Source organism: Neptunicella marina, assembly GCF_014270035.1.
Lineage (GTDB): Bacteria > Pseudomonadota > Gammaproteobacteria > Enterobacterales > Alteromonadaceae > Neptunicella > Neptunicella marina.
On the sequence record NZ_JACNEP010000006.1, the window covers coordinates 204,455 to 223,451 of the forward strand.

The 18,997-nt window shown below is 44.0% G+C and carries 15 protein-coding genes and 1 tRNA gene; 10 read left to right on the plus strand and 6 right to left on the minus strand.

What is annotated here, in order from left to right; translation table 11 throughout:
- The first annotated feature begins 9 nt into the window (after positions 1-9).
- The 3 genes from H8B19_RS09610 to H8B19_RS09620 all read left to right on the plus strand — a co-directional run bounded on the left by H8B19_RS09610 (position 10) and on the right by H8B19_RS09620 (position 3,957).
- Complete coding sequence (locus tag H8B19_RS09610; RefSeq protein WP_186506608.1) at positions 10-3,132, plus strand: efflux RND transporter permease subunit; 3,123 nt, start codon at positions 10-12, stop codon at positions 3,130-3,132.
- A 309-nt stretch (positions 3,133-3,441) separates the two neighbouring features.
- Positions 3,442-3,714, plus strand: coding sequence for an oxidative damage protection protein (locus H8B19_RS09615; protein ID WP_186506609.1), 273 nt, complete (start codon positions 3,442-3,444; stop codon positions 3,712-3,714).
- Positions 3,715-3,881: 167 nt separating this feature from the next.
- Positions 3,882-3,957, plus strand: a tRNA-Phe gene (locus H8B19_RS09620).
- A gap of 339 nt (positions 3,958-4,296) precedes the next feature.
- Here the strand turns inward: H8B19_RS09620 and H8B19_RS09625 are convergent.
- Positions 4,297-5,268, minus strand: a complete 972-nt coding sequence (locus H8B19_RS09625; protein WP_186506610.1) for a TDT family transporter — start codon at positions 5,266-5,268, stop codon at positions 4,297-4,299.
- A 126-nt stretch (positions 5,269-5,394) separates the two neighbouring features.
- Here H8B19_RS09625 and H8B19_RS09630 point away from each other — a divergent pair, with 126 nt between their 5' ends.
- The 6 genes from H8B19_RS09630 to H8B19_RS09655 all read left to right on the plus strand — a co-directional run bounded on the left by H8B19_RS09630 (position 5,395) and on the right by H8B19_RS09655 (position 12,180).
- Complete coding sequence (locus H8B19_RS09630) at positions 5,395-6,279, plus strand: LysR family transcriptional regulator (protein WP_186506611.1); 885 nt, start codon at positions 5,395-5,397, stop codon at positions 6,277-6,279.
- Positions 6,280-6,485: 206 nt separating this feature from the next.
- On the plus strand, positions 6,486-8,567 hold the full coding sequence (locus tag H8B19_RS09635; protein WP_186506612.1) for a M13 family metallopeptidase: 2,082 nt from the start codon (positions 6,486-6,488) through the stop codon (positions 8,565-8,567).
- 237 nt (positions 8,568-8,804) lie between these two features.
- A complete protein-coding gene (locus tag H8B19_RS09640) occupies positions 8,805-10,457 on the plus strand; it encodes a glycoside hydrolase family 43 protein (protein ID WP_186506613.1) in 1,653 nt (550 codons plus the stop codon).
- Between the two features lie 101 nt (positions 10,458-10,558).
- On the plus strand, positions 10,559-10,714 hold the full coding sequence (locus tag H8B19_RS09645; protein WP_186506614.1) for a hypothetical protein: 156 nt from the start codon (positions 10,559-10,561) through the stop codon (positions 10,712-10,714).
- A complete protein-coding gene (locus H8B19_RS09650) occupies positions 10,704-11,300 on the plus strand; it encodes a Fic/DOC family protein (RefSeq protein WP_186506615.1) in 597 nt (198 codons plus the stop codon). The genes H8B19_RS09645 and H8B19_RS09650 overlap by 11 nt, the downstream gene beginning before the upstream one ends.
- A gap of 100 nt (positions 11,301-11,400) precedes the next feature.
- Positions 11,401-12,180 (plus strand): phosphatidylinositol-specific phospholipase C/glycerophosphodiester phosphodiesterase family protein, encoded by a 780-nt coding sequence (locus H8B19_RS09655; protein WP_186506616.1) that lies wholly within the window; start codon positions 11,401-11,403, stop codon positions 12,178-12,180.
- On the opposite strand, the gene H8B19_RS09660 is transcribed toward H8B19_RS09655, so the two are convergent.
- From H8B19_RS09660 to H8B19_RS09680, 5 genes are all read right to left on the minus strand, one after another.
- Positions 12,172-13,845: a cation:proton antiporter domain-containing protein gene (locus H8B19_RS09660; protein WP_186506617.1), complete on the minus strand. Its 1,674-nt coding sequence runs from the start codon at positions 13,843-13,845 to the stop codon at positions 12,172-12,174. The two genes, H8B19_RS09655 and H8B19_RS09660, sit on opposite strands and share 9 nt — an antisense overlap.
- 140 nt (positions 13,846-13,985) lie before the next feature.
- Entirely contained in the window at positions 13,986-14,390 is a 405-nt protein-coding gene (locus H8B19_RS09665; RefSeq protein ID WP_186506618.1) for a GFA family protein, read from the minus strand.
- A 24-nt stretch (positions 14,391-14,414) separates the two neighbouring features.
- Positions 14,415-14,912 (minus strand): YybH family protein, encoded by a 498-nt coding sequence (locus tag H8B19_RS09670; protein ID WP_186506619.1) that lies wholly within the window; start codon positions 14,910-14,912, stop codon positions 14,415-14,417.
- 18 nt (positions 14,913-14,930) lie between these two features.
- Positions 14,931-15,305, minus strand: coding sequence for a VOC family protein (locus H8B19_RS09675; protein WP_186506620.1), 375 nt, complete (start codon positions 15,303-15,305; stop codon positions 14,931-14,933).
- 98 nt (positions 15,306-15,403) lie between these two features.
- Entirely contained in the window at positions 15,404-15,814 is a 411-nt protein-coding gene (locus H8B19_RS09680) for a septation protein IspZ (RefSeq protein ID WP_186506621.1), read from the minus strand.
- Positions 15,815-16,196: 382 nt separating this feature from the next.
- Between H8B19_RS09680 and H8B19_RS09685 the strand changes: the two genes are divergently transcribed.
- Positions 16,197-18,992 carry a TonB-dependent receptor gene (locus tag H8B19_RS09685; RefSeq protein ID WP_186506622.1) on the plus strand — a complete coding sequence of 932 codons (2,796 nt, stop codon included), beginning with the start codon at positions 16,197-16,199 and terminating at the stop codon, positions 18,990-18,992.
- Positions 18,993-18,997 lie beyond the last annotated feature (5 nt).

An 18,997-nucleotide genomic window follows, 5' to 3' on the forward strand; every position in this document is an offset into this window, starting at 1 on the left:
AGAACCCTGATGTCACGATTTTTTATCGATCGACCTATTTTTGCCTGGGTACTGGCCATTGTGGTTATGCTCGCAGGTATACTGGCGATCAAAGCATTACCGATTTCCCAGTATCCGTCTATTGCACCACCTGCAATTAGCGTTACTGCTAATTACCCAGGTGCGTCTGCAAGAACTCTGGAAGATACAGTTACTCAAGTTATTGAGCAAAAAATGAAAGGACTGGATGGCTTGTTATATATGTCATCTACCTCCGAATCTAATGGTTCAATGAATATCACACTGTCTTTCAGTGCTGATACCAATCCTGATATTGCGCAGGTTCAGGTACAAAATAAACTGGCACTGGCTACCCCACTTTTACCTGAAGAGGTGCAACGACAAGGTGTGTCTGTCGCCAAATCAGCCCGTAACTTTTTATTGGTTGCGGGATTTGTGTCTGAAGACGGCAGCATGAACAACATTGATATTGGTGATTATGTTGCATCAAACGTGCAGGACATTATTTCCCGCGTTAGCGGTGTGGGTGAGGTGCAGCTATTCGGATCTCAATATGCGATGCGAATCTGGTTGGATCCGGCCAAGCTGTTAAATTATAAACTCACGCCTGCCGATGTGAGCGCGGCAATCCGTGCGCAAAATGCGCAGGTCTCTGCGGGTCAGTTAGGTGGCATGCCTGCCGTTGAAGGGCAAAGACTTAACGCAACAGTAACTGCACAAAGCCGTCTGAAAACGCCTGAACAGTTTCGTAATATTCTGGTTAAAACCAACTCTAATGGTTCAGTTGTACGCTTAGAAGATGTGGCTACTGTTGAATTAGGTGGTGAGAATTATGGTGTAGTCGCCCGCTTTAACGGTAAACCGGCTTCCGGTCTGGGGGTTAAGCTGGCAAGTGGTGCTAACGCTTTGGACACTGCTGAAGGGGTGAGAAATACCCTTAAGGAACTGGAAAAATTCTTCCCGCAAGGATTAAAGGTTGTTGTTCCGTACGACACCACACCTTTTGTTGAGTTATCTATTGAAAAGGTAGTCAGTACCTTATTCGAAGCGGTTGTACTGGTGTTTTTGGTTATGTATCTGTTTTTACAGAACTTCCGGGCCACACTTATTCCAACAATTGCGGTCCCTGTAGTTTTACTGGGAACCTTCGCTATTTTGTCAGCTTTTGGCTTTTCAATTAACACTCTGACTATGTTTGCCATGGTGCTGGCGATTGGTTTGCTGGTAGATGATGCAATTGTGGTCGTTGAGAACGTTGAACGGGTAATGACAGAAGAAAACCTTTCGCCCTTAGAAGCTACTCGCAAATCTATGGATGAAATCAAAAGTGCCCTGGTCGGTATTGCCATGGTGTTATCCGCTGTGTTTGTACCTATGGCATTTTTCCCCGGCTCAACAGGGGTTATTTACCGCCAGTTTTCAATCACACTGGTTTCGGCGATGGGGCTGTCGGTACTGGTAGCCTTGATTTTAACTCCGGCACTTTGTGCAACGTTGTTAAAACCAAGCCATGTTCATACTGATGGTTCATTAATTGGCAAGTTCTTCTCTGGCTTCAATCGCGGCTTTGATCGTACAAACAAGGGTACACAAAGTTTCACAGCAAGAATGGTAAGACAGAGTAAGCGTTACCTGCTGTGTTATGCACTGATTATTGGTGGCATGGTGACACTGTTCAGCCAGTTACCTTCTGCTTTCTTACCCGATGAAGATCAGGGCATTCTTTTTAACCAGGTGATTTTGCCGGCGGGTTCGACAACTGAGCAAACAGTTAAAGTACTGGAAAAAATGGAACATCACTTTTTGGTTGACCAAAAAGAAGCAGTGAAAGAAATTTTTACTGTCGCTGGTTTCAGTTTTGCAGGTTCGGGCCAGAATGCGGCTATTGGTTTTGTTAACTTAAAGCACTGGGATGAACGTCAGCGCCCGGACTTGAGTGTGCAAGCTGTAGCGGGCAAAGCGATGGGATTTTTTTCTACTATTAAAGAAGCGTTTGTCTTTGCATTTGCACCGCCTGCGGTAGTGGAACTTGGAACGGCAAACGGGTTCAGTATGTATTTACAGGACCGAGCCGGATTAGGTCACGATCAGCTATTGCAAGCACGTAACATGCTATTGGGCATGGCAGCGCAAAGCCCGGTACTGGCAGGTGTAAGGCCTAACGGTCAGGAAGATATGCCTGAGTTGTCGCTGGATATAGATCTGATGAAAGCTGAAGCGCTGGGTGTCAAACAAAGCGATATTAACAACACCTTATCCACTGCATGGGGAAGTAGTTATATCAACGATTTTATTGACCGTGGTCGCGTGAAAAAAGTATTCCTGCAAGGTGAAGCTGATGCTCGCATGGTGCCAGAAGATTTATCAAAGTGGTATGTGCGTAATGGTCAGGGTGAAATGGTACCTTTCTCAGCCTTTGCCCGTTCATACTGGACATATGGTTCACCGCGTTTGGAGCGTTATAACGGCTTCTCTTCCATGGAAATTCAAGGTGCTGCTGCACCGGGGTATAGTACCGGGCAAGCCATGGATGAAATGGAGAAACTTGTTAAAAAATTACCTCAGGGGATCGCGCTTGAATGGACCGGTATTTCTTATGAGGAACGCTTAAGTGGTGGGCAGGCACCATTACTTTATTCGTTATCCTTATTGGTTGTATTCCTGTGTCTGGCCGCATTGTATGAAAGCTGGGCCGTACCTGCGTCGGTAATGTTAATTGTACCGCTAGGTGTATTTGGGGCAGCTGCAGCTGCATGGTTAGCAGGGTTGTCTAATGATATTTATTTGCAGGTGGGTCTATTAACCACTATTGGTTTGGCATCGAAAAACGCGATTTTGTTGGTTGAATTCGCGATACAACGGATGGATCAGGGATTAAGTCTGGTTGAAGCATCAATCGAAGCTGTTAGATTGCGTTTACGCCCAATATTAATGACCTCTATGGCCTTTATATGTGGTGTTTTGCCATTAGCTTTGGCTTCCAGCGCTGGTTCAGGTGCGCAAAACGCTTTAGGTATTGCCATTATTGGCGGAACGTTAGCATCTTCTATACTGGCAATCTTGTTTGTACCACTATTTTTTGTTTTGGTACGTCGCGCATTTCCGGTTAAAAATAAATCGGCAGATGAATAACGTCAGCATTATGCGTTGATGGTTTGTATAAGCGGTGTCAGTACGGGTATCTGGCACCGTTTTTATTTATAGTGATGAGGGGAGATAAGTGATTTATTGGCAACTGCTCAATGTAATGTTAATTCCTGTTAGCGCTTATATTGTTGGTGCGATGATCATCTCGATGCTGGAATGTCAGAAAAATAGTATGGATGATTGATCCGACCCTTCATTTCCAAAAATAAGCAATCCTCCGTATTGTTTCATTAAAAACTCCATTTTTTTATCTGATAGAATAAACGCATTATTTATGTATTTTAGGAGCTGGTTGTGAGCAGAATGGTAAATTGTGCCTATTTGAATAAAGAGGCCGAAGGGTTGGATTTTCAGTTATACCCTGGGGATTTGGGAAAACGCATTTTCGACAACATCAGTAAAGAAGCCTGGGCCTTGTGGCAGAAAAAGCAAACCATGTTAATTAATGAAAAAAAGCTGAACATGATGAATCCTGAACACAGAAGTTTATTAGAGACTGAAATGCAGGCATTTTTATTTGAAGGTAAAGATGTGGAGATTGAAGGTTACACACCACCGGAAAAATAATTATCACAGGAAAAAGTGCAGAAAACGGTGATTAACTGCACTTTTTGTTTAAAGCCTAAGCAAACAGTAATTTTATTTAAAAAAGTGGTTGACTTAAAACGACGAAATCCGTTTAATACGCATCCCACAGGGGCAGTGATTCAAATCTTGCTTCTGTTACCGAGATTGCCCAGATAGCTCAGTCGGTAGAGCAGGGGATTGAAAATCCCCGTGTCGGTGGTTCGATTCCGCCTCTGGGCACCATTATTGCAGGAAGCCCTGTCAGCAGTGACGGGGCTTTTTACTTTTTGCTTCCCAATCAATTTCTGCGGCGTAATCTCACGTTTTCTTGTCGGTGGTTAGATTGCTCGCCACATTCCCTGTGGCTCACCTGCTGCGCAGGCCAGCTAAAGCTGTCCAGCAGCGTTCCAGACGCTGCTGTCAGCCTCTGGGCACCATTATTCCAGGAAGCCCTGTCAGAAATGACGGGACTTTTTATTTTGTGCGTCCCAATAAATTTCTGTATTTTTGAATTTTAGTAACACGGGTAGTAACAGCACAGCTTAGAAGAAAGTGGGCGTGTTACCAGGTAACTATTAGTTTTTATTTGGCCGGATGTTTACTATCAGCATAAATATGTCGCCACTGGCTTAGATAGCAGTAACTCACATAAACAACCATAAGTGTTGCCACCACCAGTTCAACAATCGCGATTTGATGTAATACCCTACTTAGCTGCTGCGTCACCGGCCACTCAAAGCAACAATCGCTTACTTTAAATAAGGCGGTGGCACCAATTACCAATGGAAACGTAAAAGCCGCAAAGCCGGGGCTAAAAGGCTGGCGCAGCAGATGAAACAGCGTGAAATAGATCAGAAGTGTCATTAATAACGCGATACCGAGTAGTAACAATATGACGGGTAATGACGGTTCGCTGATAACGCTTAAATAACCCGCTAGCGATAAACTGGCCGGTGCCGCCATGATGGCTAATGTGGGTTTGGCTGCATCGATAAGTGGTGTACATAAAATTAAGCGATATAGCATCACAGGTAACATCAGGCCGTAACAGCTGATGCCAAACCATAGTAATAGCTGTGACAACGCCAAATAGTTAGCTGATGGGCAACATACGGCGGCCACGATAATACCAATGGGCGGCACAAACCAGCTGGGCGCCATATGTTCCAAAGCGAAATCGCGTAATCTAAAGTAGATAAAACACAACAAAAATAAGCCATGTATACCGGTGGCGATTAACCATAAACCTGTGCCGGTGTCCTGTGAAAATTCCCGCACACTCACCGAAATAACCATTAATGCCATGCTCGATGTGGGCAAAACACTACTTAATAAAGGGTGTTTTAAATCGGCGAGTAATAAGGCGGGATGTAACACAAATTTAGTCAGCAATAACACTAACAAGATGCTGGCGATAAAGGCTAATACCAGCTGAATGTTGCTTAAATTGGGCGAGATAAACTGCCAGCTAAGTCCTAAACTGGCTAGCCCAAGAGCCAAACCAGCAATGGGAGTAGGCGTTAACGAGAGAGTGTGTTTTAGTTTTGTTGGCATCAGTTCTTCTACCTTTTTGCTTTGGCTGAAGACTACGCTGTGTTTTGTGTTTAGAATATCGATATATATTTAATGTATAGTTTAGTTTTTCTAAACGCATGTGGGTTTGATTGGATCGTTTTGTTTATGAAATTAACCTTGCAACAGTTAAAGGTTTTTAGCGCCATTGCCAGTAAAGGTAATTTAGGCGCTGCTGCCGACGCGCTTTTTATTACTAAAGGGGCGGTCTCACAAAATCTGCAACAGCTTGAATCACAGTTAGCTACTCAGTTGTTCGATCGGGTGCATCCACGTTTGCAACTCAATAGCGAAGGGCGGCGCTTGCAACCTATGGTCGATGAAGTGCTGGCGCGAGTGGATGATATTCAGTTGCAGTTTTCAGGGCAAAACCAGCCCGTTAGTGAATTACGCTTAGGCGCCAGCCAGACGATCGGTAATTATCTGTTACCTAAATTATTAGCGCATCATGCACCGCAACAATTAGCTCACACTCAGGTGGTGATCGCTAATAGTCAGCAGCTTTGCGATAAGGTCAGTCACTTTGAACTGGATATGGCATTAATCGAAGGCCAAAACACCCATCAGCAATTACAGGCGACGCCCTGGCGCAAAGACCATATGTGTGTGGTGGCTGCAGCGCAACACCCTTTAGCTGCCGTAAAAAAACTGTCACTTAATGCGCTAAATCAACAGCCATGGATTTTACGCGAGTTGGCATCGGGCAGTCGCGAGCAGTTTGAATTGCATTTGCGACCCAATTTGCCCGATATTCAATCGGTGCTGGAGCTTGGAAGTCTGGAAGCTGTGATGCTGGCCGTTGAGCAAGGACTGGGCTTAACCTTTATTTCGCAGTTAGCAGCTGAAACGCGTTTGGCATCAGGCAAATTGGTGGCGTTGAAACTCGATCAGCAGTTTGAACGCCAGCTATTTATGGTGTGGCATAAAAACAAATATTTAGGCGGTAATCTGCAGCGCTTTATTGATAATTTGCGGGAACAAACGGCTCAATAACATCAACGCTACGAGAATAGCTAGGTGTTAAGTAACCGGATATATAAACAATTATCCGCCATTATGCTGAATCAAGCGCTTAATTCTGGCGTATCAAACCGTTACAAATAACCTTAATTCTTTACGTAATTTATACGCGCTGGCGCTAGAGTCGTTGATGAATCATCAGGTAGACTGAATTGGTTATTCCTATCTGTGAGAACCCTATGAAAAAAACAACCCTGACACTGGCCATTGCTGGTGTACTGGCATTAGGTGGTTTAACTGCCTGTAATCATAATGATGCACCTGCAGTTCAACAAAAAGTCCAGGCTGATATTGGTATTGATAAATCGGCAATGGATACCTCAGTTAAGCCTGGTGATGATTTCTATAGCTATGCCAACGGCAACTGGATGGAAACCACTGAAATTCCTTCAGATCGTTCCAGCACTGGTTCATTTTTAGTGGCGTTTGAGTCTACCGAAAAACACAATAAAGACTTGCTCAATGAGCTGCTGAAAACCACTCATCCAGTTGATTCTGATGACGCCAAAATCGTCGATTTTTATCGTGCTTATGTCAATGTAGATGCCATCAATCAGGCGGGTATGCAGCCTGTGCAGGATACGCTGGCGAAATATACGGCAATTGGTGACAAGCAGCAGCTATCTAAAGTGCTGGGTGGAAATGTACGTGCTGACGTTGATCCATTAAACGCCACTAACTTTTTTACTGAAAACCTGTTTGGCATATTTGTAACGCAAGGTCTGGCAACGCCGGGTGAAGTTCTGCCTTATGTATTGCAAGGCGGTTTAGGTCTGCCAGAGCGTGAATATTACTTATCTGATGATCCTAAAATGCAGGAAATCAGAAGCGAATATAAAAAGTACATAGTGACGTTACTGACAGAAGCAGGCATTGAAGATGCCAATGCTAAAGCGGTACGTATTTTCAATTTGGAAAATAAAATCGCGCAGGCACATGTTAGCCGCGAGCGTAGCGAAGATTTTTCTAAGTCCGCGGATATCTGGAATCGCAGTGACTTTGACAGCAAAGCACCGGGTATTGACTGGAATGAGTTTTTCAACGCCGCACAGTTAGGTGAACAACAACGTTTCGATGCTTATCATGCTCCGGCTATCACAGGGTTATCGGCACTGGTGGCCAGTGAATCGTTAGAGTCCTGGAAAGACTGGTTAATTTTCCACGAAATTAACAGTCATGCCAGCGCATTACCCAGTGCTATCGACAATGCTCACTTTGCATTTTATGGCACTACCTTGCGTGGCACCCCCCAGCAACGTACTCGTGAAAAACGTGCGCAAGCCGCGTTGGATGTTTACTTAGGTGACGCAGTTGGCGAGGCTTATGTGAAGAAATACTTTCCGGCATCAGCTAAAGCCAAAGTCAGCGATATGGTGGATAACATTATCCATGCTTTCCATGACCGCGTAGCAAAAATTGACTGGATGGCTGAAAGTACCAAACAGGAAGCGCTGAAAAAAGTCGATTCGATTGTTGTCGGAGTAGGGTATCCCGATCACTGGCGCGATTATAGTCAGTTTAACGTTACCGATAACAATGCATACGCCAACATGGTTGAAGGTGAAAAAGCTGAATATACTCACCAGCTTGCCAAAATCGGTCAGCCACAGGACAAAGGCGAATGGTGGATGAATGCGCAAATTGTTAACGCGGTCAACTTGCCGGTGCAAAATGCACTTAACTTCCCTGCCGGTATTTTGCAACGTCCATTCTTTGTCGCGAATGCCGATGATGCCTATAACTATGGCGCCATTGGTGCCGTTATTGGTCATGAAATTAGCCATAGCTTTGATAACAATGGCGCGGCATTTGATTCTACCGGTGCAATGCGTAACTGGTGGACAGATGAAGACTTTAAACACTTTGCAGAACAAGGCGATGCCTTAGCCAATCAGTTTGATCAGTATGCGCCTTTCCCAGATTTGCATGTAAACGGCAAATTGACCCTAGGTGAGAACATTGCCGATGTGGCTGGCTTAGCCGCAGCTTACGATGCATATCGTGCCTCGTTAGGTGGAAAAGAAGCTCCTGTGATTGATGGTTTCACCGGTGATCAGCGTTTCTTTATAGGTTTTGCACAAACCTGGGCAACCAAAATGCGTGATAAAGCCATGCGTGCGCGTATCGCCACCGATGGTCACGCGCCGGGTAACTACCGTGCGTTAACCGTGCGTAATATCGATGCCTGGTACAAGGCCTTTAATGTTAAACCGGGCGATAAGCTGTATCTGGCACCAGAGCAGCGCGTTAAAATCTGGTAATTTTTTAATTCACCAATATTTAGAAAGCGTCCTTTAGGGGCGCTTTTTTATTGTCTTGTTCAGCTACATAATTTTGCAGCGGTAACGCTAAACAATGCTAAAACCGCTAAATAACATAAAATCCATATGTGAATTAATTTTTAGAAAAGACACGTAAAGGTCAAAGGCGAATTGATCTGTATAACTGCTTAACGGATGATAAAACCAATCTTTGTTGGCCAGTTTTGTAGGGGAAAGATGATGCGGCAGATTGTTTTATGGTGTGTTGTAGGTTTGACATGTTTGGGCCATGCGTATGCTGCTAAAGCGGATTTATGGCAAGCCGATTTGGCAGATGGTACTTATCAAAATCCGGTGCTACCGCTCGATTATTCTGATCCCGATGTGGTTGCTGTTGGCGATGATTTTTATCTTACTGCATCCAGTTTTAATGCCGCTCCCGGGCTGCCTATTCTGCATTCCACCGATTTAGTTAACTGGACTCTGATTAATTACGCATTACCACGTCAGGTACCTGAAACTCGTTTTGCTGCTCCGCAGCACGGTAATGGGGTGTGGGCGCCGAATATTCGATATCACGATAATCGATACTGGATTTTTTACCCCGACCCCGATGCCGGGATTTATATGATCCAGGCGTCCAACCCTTCCTCTAGTTGGAGTAAACCTAAATTAATTCTGGATGGAAAAGGCATTATCGACCCAACGCCGCTGTGGGATGACGATGGTAATGCGTATTTGTTGCATGCGTGGGCCAAAAGCCGGGCCGGTTTTAATAATGTGCTTAGCCTGCACAAAATGACACCCGATGGGCAATCAGCAGAACAAGATTACACCACCATTGTTGATGGCAATAAAATCGATGGTTATCGCACGCTAGAAGGCCCCAAATTTTATAAACGTAATGGCTACTATTATATTTTTGCCCCTGTTGGTGGCGTTGATTTAGGTGATCAGGCGGTATTTCGTAGTAAAAATATTATGGGGCCTTATGAACATCGCACTGTGATGACACAAGGCAATACCGCGGTAAATGGCCCGCATCAGGGCGCATGGATCCATACTCAGGCTGGCGAAGACTGGTTTATGCATTTTCAGGCGCGTCATGCTTATGGTCGAATTGTGCATTTGCAACCAATGCAATGGCACAACGACTGGCCTGTAATTGGCGAGGACAAAGATGGTAATGGTATTGGTCAACCGGTAATACGCTATAAAAAGCCCAAGACCCATGAAGTGTCTGATATTAAATATTTATCATTTGATGACGAATTTAATCCTAAAGGTCTGGCTCTGGCATGGCAGTGGAATGCAAACCCGCAACCTGACTGGTATTCGCTTACCTCCAGACCCGGCTGGTTGCGTTTGCAAAGCCAGCTGGGCACGCAGGATCAAACCGCTAACTTGTGGACTCAACCCGCGTTGTTGTTACAAAAACTGCCGGCGCCAGTGTTTAATGTGACGACCAAAATCGATGTCAGGCGTATGGGGAAATCTTCGCGCAGTGGTTTGCTGTTATTCGGTGAAAACTATGCCTGGATTGGGGTGAAGTCGGATGCTCAGGATCAAAATGCAGTTGTTATGGTGCACTGCAAAAATGCACGCAAAGGTTGTGATGAGTCGGTAGTGGAACAGTTGCCACTGCAGGGGAATGTGCTGGAGTTACGCATTACCTTGCAGCGCGGTGCGTCAGCTGTTTTCGCGTACAAAATGAATGAACAAACTGACTTTAAAGCCTTAGGTGAACATTTTATGGCGACTAAAGGGCGCTGGGTCGGCGCGAAAATTGGATTATTTAGTGAGACCACGTCAGTTGAGCAAGCTGGCTCTGTTGATGTGGATTACGTGCGTTTTACCTTGCCCGATGGAGTAACATTACCGATAGATTAGTATCGCGACTTTTAAATTTTATAACCTTTATATCTCAAAAACTTTGTTCAAAAAATCGAAAGACTATGTAGTATAATTACCGCTAGTAATTAGGAGGGTCTATGGCAAATACCAATGCATTAGAAAAAAACAAACAAATCAGGTTTGTACCTAAAATGGAAAATTACTATACAAGCCTTACCTATGAGGGAATGACACCACCTTCAAAAAACAAGGTGCAATCTGTTGATGATTTAAAACGTAAGTATGCACGATAAGTATGGTGCTGAGTTTGATGGTTATTGTTATCCAGATACAACAGTGTTGGTAAATCTTCTTAATATTCGTAATCAGGAACATTTAACACAGGCAGAAACAGAATTTACGATTGAACGTTACAGAAGCTACTCTGCACCAGTATTGAGTGCTAAAAGCTTTACTTTTCAACATTTTAAACAACTTCATAAACATCTATTTCAGGACCTGTATCCATGGGCCGGCCAGATAAGAACCATCGATATAAGCAAAGGCCACACCCGCTTTTGTACTTGCTCAAGAATCGAACCCGAAGCAAAGAAGCTTTTCTCTACAACACCTGATTTATTCAAAATCTCGTCGCGCGATCGGTTGATAAAGGCTGTTGCGGATTTGTATTGTGAGATTAATCTTTTACATCCATTTAGAGATGGGAATGGTCGAACACAAAGGTTCTTTTTCGAGGAGCTGTTATTTACGTTAGGTTATGAACTTGTTTGGCCTAAGATTTCTGCGGATGATTGGATGGACGCCAACGTTGCTGCCGTAAATCTAAATTTAACCCTGTTGGAAAATATTTTTCATACGGCAATTCAGCAAGGCGGCTAATCTTCGTTTTATCAGATTGAGCGTCACAGTGCGTCTGCCGTTGTCATTATTCTGTGATGTTGATTAAGTAATCTGCCCCGTCAATATTGGGGGGACTGTAATGGGAAAAATAGTCGTATTATTTATCGCTTGTATGTGCTGGCCGGTATCAGCAAATAACGTTTTATATCAGGCGCATGCGCACAATGATTATCATCATGCCCGCCCTTTATTTGATGCGCTATCACATGGTTTTAACTCCATCGAAGCCGATATCTTTTTAGAAGATAGTCAGCTTTTAGTTGCTCATAGTCTTGATGAAATTGAACCCGAAAAAAGCTTAAGTGCACTTTATCTCATGCCCTTGTGGCAGCGCTTTTTAACCAACAATGGTTCGATTTATGCCAATTCTGCCAAGCCATTAATTTTACTGGTCGATGTAAAAACAGAGGCGAAAGCGACCTATGCGGCTTTGGTTAATTATCTGCAGCCTTACAAACCCATGTTAACTCAGGTGATGAATGGCGAGTTGGTGTCAGGCGCGGTGACAATTGTACTTTCTGGCAATCGTGATATTGAGGGCATATTCGCAGATACAAACCGCATTGTGTTTATTGATGGGCGTTTGCCCGATTTAGGTAACACCACAAGCCCGGCTTTGATGCCGCTAATTAGCTCGCGTTGGTCGGATAATTTTAGCTATAACGGCCAGGGGGAAATGTCAGCCAACGAAAAAGCGTTGCTGGCAAAGCTGGTTCAAGAGGCGCATTCCCATCATCAGCAAATTCGCTTCTGGGGCACGGCTGATGTGCCCCAAATGTGGAAAACACTGGCACAGCATGAAGTTGATTTAATTAATACTGATAAACTCGCTGAGCTGGCAGCGTTTTTATCACGTTAGCGTATCGTCTTTATCGGTATCAGCGTTATTCTGCTCGGTGTTGTTGTTCGCCACATAACCGGGTACCAGCAACAGGCTCTTTTTAACTATCAGTTTGGCCGTTTCATTTTGTGCATGCACAAACGAATTAATGTTTAAATCGCTAAGTGCTTGTTTTTCATCACGGCTATTAATTTTAACAACCAGATTGGCATCAGGGTAATAATCCAGTACAGCCTGACAAATAATGCGTTTATTGGTCATATTGTTGACTGTCACTATCACGCAGGCAGATTGCTCAACCTTAAGTGATTCGAGTACCGGGCGTTTATCTAAGTGACCAAAATAAGCCATATAACCGCGTTCGCGCGCCAATAAAACATGTTGCAGGTTGTCTGAGATAACCAGGAAGTTAACCCCTTTTTTATCCAGCTCTTTGGCGACGATTCTACCTACCACCGAAAAGCCACAAATCACAGTATGGTTGCTGTTTTGAATTGGGGTAATTTTGTCGGATTCGTAAAACTCCACCACTACAAATGACGCGAGTTTATAGATGTTATTCACAATAAAGGGTGTGACTATCATGGATAGCACAGTCACTAAAATTAAAAAGCTGCCCAGCTCTTGTGACAGGATATTTTCGCTGGTAGCCAGTGTGAAAATTGCAAAGGAAAACTCACCAATCTGACACAAAGCCAGCGCGGCTTTAACCGAGTCACTTTTGTTAGCCTTGCGGCGAATAAGCAAATAAATGATCAGTGCTTTTACCAGCATCACCCCAGCTAAAACACCAAACACCAGATACAAATGGCTGGTGAAATACATCACGTCGATTTTGGTGCCCACTGAGAAGAAAAACGCACCCAGCAAAATATCTTTGTAGGAGGCGATATCGGATTCCACTTTTACGTGGAAGTTGGTTTCGGCGATGATCATGCCTGCAATAAAGGCACCAAGCGAATAGGTGAACCCCATTTCGTGCGCCAGTAAAGATGCGCCTATTACAATCGCCAGCACCGAGCCTAAAAACAGTTCTTCAAGTTTGGCATTGGTTGAAAAGTGCAGTAACCATTCAATCAGCTTTTTGCCTAGAGTGAACATAAACACAATCACCAGAGTGGCTGATACCACAGTGTTTAGCAGTACATCAGTTAGTGATAGTTCGTTGTTGGCCATAAAGCTGATCAACAGCAAAATGGGGATAACGGCTAAATCCTGAAAGATCAAAATCGCAATGGATTTTTGCCCGTAAGGTGTGACTATATCCTTGGATTTTTTCAGGTAGGTCAACACGATAGCGGTGGAGGATAAACTAAATGCGAGCGCAATAATTACCGAGGACTGTACATCCAGTTTAAATACCCAGTGCGCCAGCGGGAAAATAAGCAAGGTGCTAAACAGGATCTGCGCTGTACCGTTTACAAACACAATCTCTTTCATCTTTTTGAGTTTGTTAAACGACAGTTCCAAACCAATGGTGAACATCAGGAACACAATGCCAAATTCACCAATTAATTCGAGTGAATCCAGATCGGTACTGGCATTAAAATTAAATAAATTGCTTATAATGGTGCCGGTGAAGATGTATCCGATAATGTGCGAAATAGAGAACTTTTTAAGCACAATATTTAGAACACTGGCGATGGCCAGTGAAATAAAAATAATCAGTAATATCGAATCCACCCACACCTCCGGAATAAAAACTCAGCTACAACCTTATAACAAAAAATTAATAAAAATCATTAATTTAAATTAATAAGGCATAACCTGAGCATAATCCTGATAAAAGAGGAAGTCCAATCAATAGTGGTGACTAAGTGGCTTTAACCCTGATTGCGCGATTGCTGAAAACAGGGCAAATCATCGCCATTTTTTACCCAGCTAAGATTATCCTGTAACCATGAATGATGGCCCGGCGGAAAGGTTTCCGGTTTGTCTAAAGTGCAGGTGGTGACATCAATATATTCGGGTTCTGATTGATGTTGATAGGCCATGTGAGTACCGCAGTCACCGCAAAACCAGCGACTGACTTGCTTTGATGAATGCAGCTCCTGAGGGCGGCCTTTGATAAATTCAAAACCATAAACCGGCACCGAAATCCAGGCCAGCACAGGTGCGCCACTTAACTTGCGACAGCTATTACAATGACACACCATACTGGCCTCGGCATCGGCACTTAATTGATAACGTACGCTGCCACAAAAACAACCGCCCTGATGTGATGCCATTTTTATTTTCCTCTTTAACCTGATTTATTCTGCTGCGGAGCTCGCCGAAACACTCACTAATTTCCATTGCCCGGAGTGATTCGACCAAACCTGAGTACCGCCGCCTGCCACATCGATAACCGTTTCGTCATGCAGGGTCAGGTTTTGTTTAAATTGATTAACCAAAATGGCAGTGTGTTCGTCAATTACGCTAATGGTGACATTGGGAAATGTCAGAGAGTTAATTTGTTTAACGGCGGCAAATCCGGGCGTGATGAGTTGAGCTAATTCTGCAAAATTATTCCAGTTGCTGCCATCCTCATTGAGGCCAACAAATTTTTCCTGATCGAAAAAGGCAAAATAGGCCTGAGTATCAAGCGCCCTGGCTGCATCCACCAGATCGTTAAATACGGTTTCGATTTCCAGTTTGATTTGCTGTTTTTGTTTTTCATTCAGCGGTTGTAGCTGGTTGCACCCGCTGAGCAAAAATAATCCAGCGACCAGTACTGCCAAAATTCTTTTTGAATAACCCTTGTAAATCATATATTCCGTATTTTTGTTTTAATGTTTTTCCTGCATCAATCCTATCAGGTTTCCATCCGGATCTTTGATAAAACCAATCCATAATTCGTGATCAGGTAGGCGTGCTGTCATTTGCGGCGCGCGCTCTGCAGTTGCGCCTTTATCCAGCGCTTGTTGATAGGTCTTCTGTACATCCGTGGTATTAAAATAAATCACTGAATTTTTCCCCACCTCACCGGCACCTTGTGGGGTGCTTAACATAATGCGGGTGGAACCCGATTGTAAAAATGCCAGATTATCTGCCGGTGTAAATAAAAATGTAAGGCCTAAGATGTCGCGATAGAACTCAAGTGCAGTATTCACATCGCTTACGGTGATCGCGAGTTGGCCAAGACCAATGATTTGAGCTGTCATATTGCCGTCCTTTGCATGAACCCGCTAAACGGCTAGATAAGTGGGTAAAGAATGAGTTGCTATCAGTTTAACGCTGTGCCCATTAATAACACCAGTCTTTAATGCGGCTTAACCCGCGTAACCCAATACGCCAGATACAAAGGTACAAATAAAGCCAGGCTGCTGCTGCCAAACAATTTGTAATCTGCCCAGGTTTGCGCACTAAACCAATACACCACCAACAGGTTGATAAGCGCCATTGCAATAAACTGGCAGCCAATGAGAAGTTGATATTCCTTCCACTGCCTCGTGGAAAGGTTACTGAAATGACCTAACAACCAGTGTAAAAGGCCTTTGGGTGGCAGATAACTGCCAAGGATAAAGCACACGCCAAGTGCTCCCCAGGTAATACTTGGTCGCCATTGCAAACTGTGAGGTGATGGAATGATTTCATGCCCATATAAAATGTAGTCGGTGACAAAAAGTAATGAAAAAGCCCAAATAAGGTAACGAAGATATAAACCGAGCAATGTTGTGTCCTGTACTGTAAAGAGTCGCGATTTTAAGCCAGGAAGTCAGTCGGGTGTTAGCAATTTAGCTGTTTTGCACCCTATTAGTTATTTGCTTTTTTTGGTGTTTTTTCGGCATGTTCTATTTTTCTATCTGACCGTATTTGAATCTAACCCTCTGATTATAAGAGCTGATAGCGTTGTCATAAAAATGAAGTAAATCAGTCATCTCTCAGTCAAAAAGCTTAAATAAAACTGCCATCTACAGACCTTAAGGTATGCCGCGATTTTTTAAATCACGTTCAATTCACATTATTAGAAACTTTTGACGCGATGTGGAGGGGAATCAGTGTGAGCTGATCTGCATCCGTCTTTTAGCGCACCAACACACAGGACAACAATAATGAACACTATGCATACTACATCACCAAAGCGTTTAGCTCAGGCTATTCGTCAGGTATTACTGGGTTCAGCCATTGCGGCTGTTTCTGTTAGTGCTATTGCTCAGGACAGCAAAGATAAGAAAGATCTGGAAGTGATCGAAATTGCGGGAAGTTACGTTAAATCACTGGAAAAAGCGGTTGATATTAAACGTAACAACATTGGTTTTTCAGATTCAGTGGTTGCCACTGATATTGCAGATTTTCCTGAGCAGAACCTGGCTGAAGCGTTACAACGTATGCCAGGTGTGACCATTGAACGTAATAAAGGTTTGGGTACAAAAGTCAATGTACGCAGTTTGCCAAATGAATTCACTCATACCTCTATTAATGGCGTGGCTACCGCCTCTGGTAGTGGTGGTCGTGATGTTGAGTTCGATATTTTCGCCTCTGAAATCATTCAGAGTGTGACGGTAAACAAATCGCCAACAGCGGCTGACGAAGAAGGCGGCATTGCCGGCAGCGTGCAAATTCAAACAGCCCGTCCGTTTGACTACGATGGCAGTAAAGTGATTGCATCGGTTCAGGGGGCTTATAACTCTATTTCTGAAAAAACTGACCCTAAATTTGCGCTTCTGGCCAGCAACACCTTTGGCGACTGGGGGGTATTAGTCTCCTTCGCCAGCTCAAAGCGCACTAACCGCACCGATTCAAACTCTGGTGTGGATTTCCGTCCCTTATCTCGTTGGTTAGAAAAATCAGGCTCAGACTCTAAACAGGCGCAATCAGATCAGGCTGCTGCTGTTTTAGAACGTGATACCGGTATTGTGATTAATGATCGTTTCGACAGCGATGAAACCAGCCGCGTGGTATTTATCAATAAAGTCGGTAACCGTGCTTATTTAAATGATCAGGAAAAGTGGGGCGCAACCGCATCATTGCAATACAAACCCAATAGCGACTTAAGCGTAACTTTTGACGCCATGTTGGGAAGCTACGACTCGCACGAAGATGAATACGATGCTGCTGCTTATTCAGCATCCAGTCCGAGTACACTGGAGAAAATTCATAGTTACGACAGTGATACGTTCTCTGAGTACGGCTTAACCGTACTAACGGATGTTTCCTATGCCTATACTCAACACGAATTCTTAAGCAAAGAAAACAGTAACAAAACCGATTATCAGCAATTGAGCATTAATCTGGACTGGGATGTAGCTGGCTGGGAAGTACGTGGTCTACTGGGTTATTCTGGTGCGGATAAAGATTCAGATCGTACCAACTTAAAACACACCATGTATGCACCGTCACGCAGTCGTTTTACCGCACAAGGCGGCGAAGTATTACTGAGTGATAACCCAGCCTCGCGCAACATGTATGATTCTCCTGATGGTTACCTGTTTGATTTTTATGAAGTGACACAGGAAGGCATCGAGGATGACAAATACGCTGCGCAACTGGATTTAAAACGTAATCTCAATCTTGAGTGGATGCCGGCTCTGGCCGATGTTCAATTTGGTGTGCGCTATACCGATAAATCGAAACAGCGTGATCAGGGTCAGGTGCAGGTGAAAGGCCCAACTGACGGAGACAGTTCCTGGGCAGGTACGCGTACCTTAAGCGATAGCGAATTAACCCCGGTCACTGATTTGGTGTCTGGTGGTGAATATTTACCTGATCTGGCTTATAGCCCGGAATGGTCTCAGGTGTCTAATGCATGGGCACGTGACTACTTCCGTTATGACGGTTTCCATGTTGATTACGCACCGGATCAGTATTATCGCGTAGACGAAGAAGTGACCAGTCTGTATGCCATGGCTGACTTTATGTTTGATATAGGTTCAGTGCCGGTAACGATCAATACTGGTGTACGTTATGTAGATACATCCGTTTTGTCATTTGGTTATCACCAGGTGCAAAATTCAGACGGTTCAACTGGCTATACTTCAGCCCCTGTGTCTAAAGAAGGTAACTATGATGATTTGTTACCGGCATTTAATATGACGGCTGAATTAACCGATGATCTGTTATTCCGCGCTGCCGCATCAAAAACGCTAATGCGTCCGGCATTAGGTGATATTGCATACAAACGTACGGTTAGCCTGAATGATTTTAAATACCGCGATGGTAACCCGGATCTGCAACCTACTTATGCTGACCAGTGGGAAATGGGTCTGGAATATTACCTGGAGCAAGGCGGTTTATTTGCGATTTCTTACTTCAAGAAAAAAATCGAAGGCGTGGTGCGTGAAGAGCTGACCGGCACAGTGCCAGATGTGACTAAGTACAACGATAACGGAACCTTAGATGGTGTTTACGATTTTGATGTTTACCAAAAAGTAAACGCTGACGGTTCGTTCACCGTTAACGGTATTGAGGTCGTTGCGCAGTTCCCGTTAACCTTACTTAGTGACGCGTTGGAAGGTTTTGGTATCAACTCTAACTACACCAAACTTGATAACAGCTTAACGGGTGAGTCAGATCTGGATATCCCAACTGCGCCGGAAGGTTTAGCTGAATCGACTTATAACGCAACCTTGTATTATGAGAATGATGTATTTGATGCACGAATTTCTTATAACTATAAAGACAAGTACGTAGAGCGTATTGAGCGTGATATGTACCCTGTATATCGTGATGCGTATGGCCAGTACGATATGTCTGTGGGTTATAAAGTGACTGACGATATTAAGATTACCCTGAAGGGCATCAACATTACTGATGAAGAAACCCGTGGTTACACCATGGATCCAAAATTCCCGGTGATGTATGAAATATCAGGTCGTCGTATTAGCTTAGGTGTACGTGCTAACTTCTAAGCACT

Excerpts from the sequence above, each read along its gene's own strand:
- H8B19_RS09665 (WP_186506618.1), bottom strand. The coding sequence starts at position 14,390 with ATGGCATCACATCAGGGCGGTTGTTTTTGTGGCAGCGTACGTTATCAA.
- H8B19_RS09655 (WP_186506616.1), top strand. The coding sequence starts at position 11,401 with ATGGGAAAAATAGTCGTATTATTTATCGCTTGTATGTGCTGGCCGGTA.
- H8B19_RS09640 (WP_186506613.1), top strand. The coding sequence starts at position 8,805 with ATGATGCGGCAGATTGTTTTATGGTGTGTTGTAGGTTTGACATGTTTG.
- H8B19_RS09635 (WP_186506612.1), top strand. The coding sequence starts at position 6,486 with ATGAAAAAAACAACCCTGACACTGGCCATTGCTGGTGTACTGGCATTA.
- H8B19_RS09625 (WP_186506610.1), bottom strand. The coding sequence starts at position 5,268 with ATGCCAACAAAACTAAAACACACTCTCTCGTTAACGCCTACTCCCATT.
- H8B19_RS09675 (WP_186506620.1), bottom strand. The coding sequence starts at position 15,305 with ATGACAGCTCAAATCATTGGTCTTGGCCAACTCGCGATCACCGTAAGC.
- H8B19_RS09610 (WP_186506608.1), top strand. The coding sequence starts at position 10 with ATGTCACGATTTTTTATCGATCGACCTATTTTTGCCTGGGTACTGGCC.
- H8B19_RS09650 (WP_186506615.1), top strand. The coding sequence starts at position 10,704 with ATGCACGATAAGTATGGTGCTGAGTTTGATGGTTATTGTTATCCAGAT.
- H8B19_RS09670 (WP_186506619.1), bottom strand. The coding sequence starts at position 14,912 with ATGATTTACAAGGGTTATTCAAAAAGAATTTTGGCAGTACTGGTCGCT.
- H8B19_RS09685 (WP_186506622.1), top strand. The coding sequence starts at position 16,197 with ATGAACACTATGCATACTACATCACCAAAGCGTTTAGCTCAGGCTATT.
- H8B19_RS09645 (WP_186506614.1), top strand. The coding sequence starts at position 10,559 with ATGGCAAATACCAATGCATTAGAAAAAAACAAACAAATCAGGTTTGTA.
- H8B19_RS09630 (WP_186506611.1), top strand. The coding sequence starts at position 5,395 with ATGAAATTAACCTTGCAACAGTTAAAGGTTTTTAGCGCCATTGCCAGT.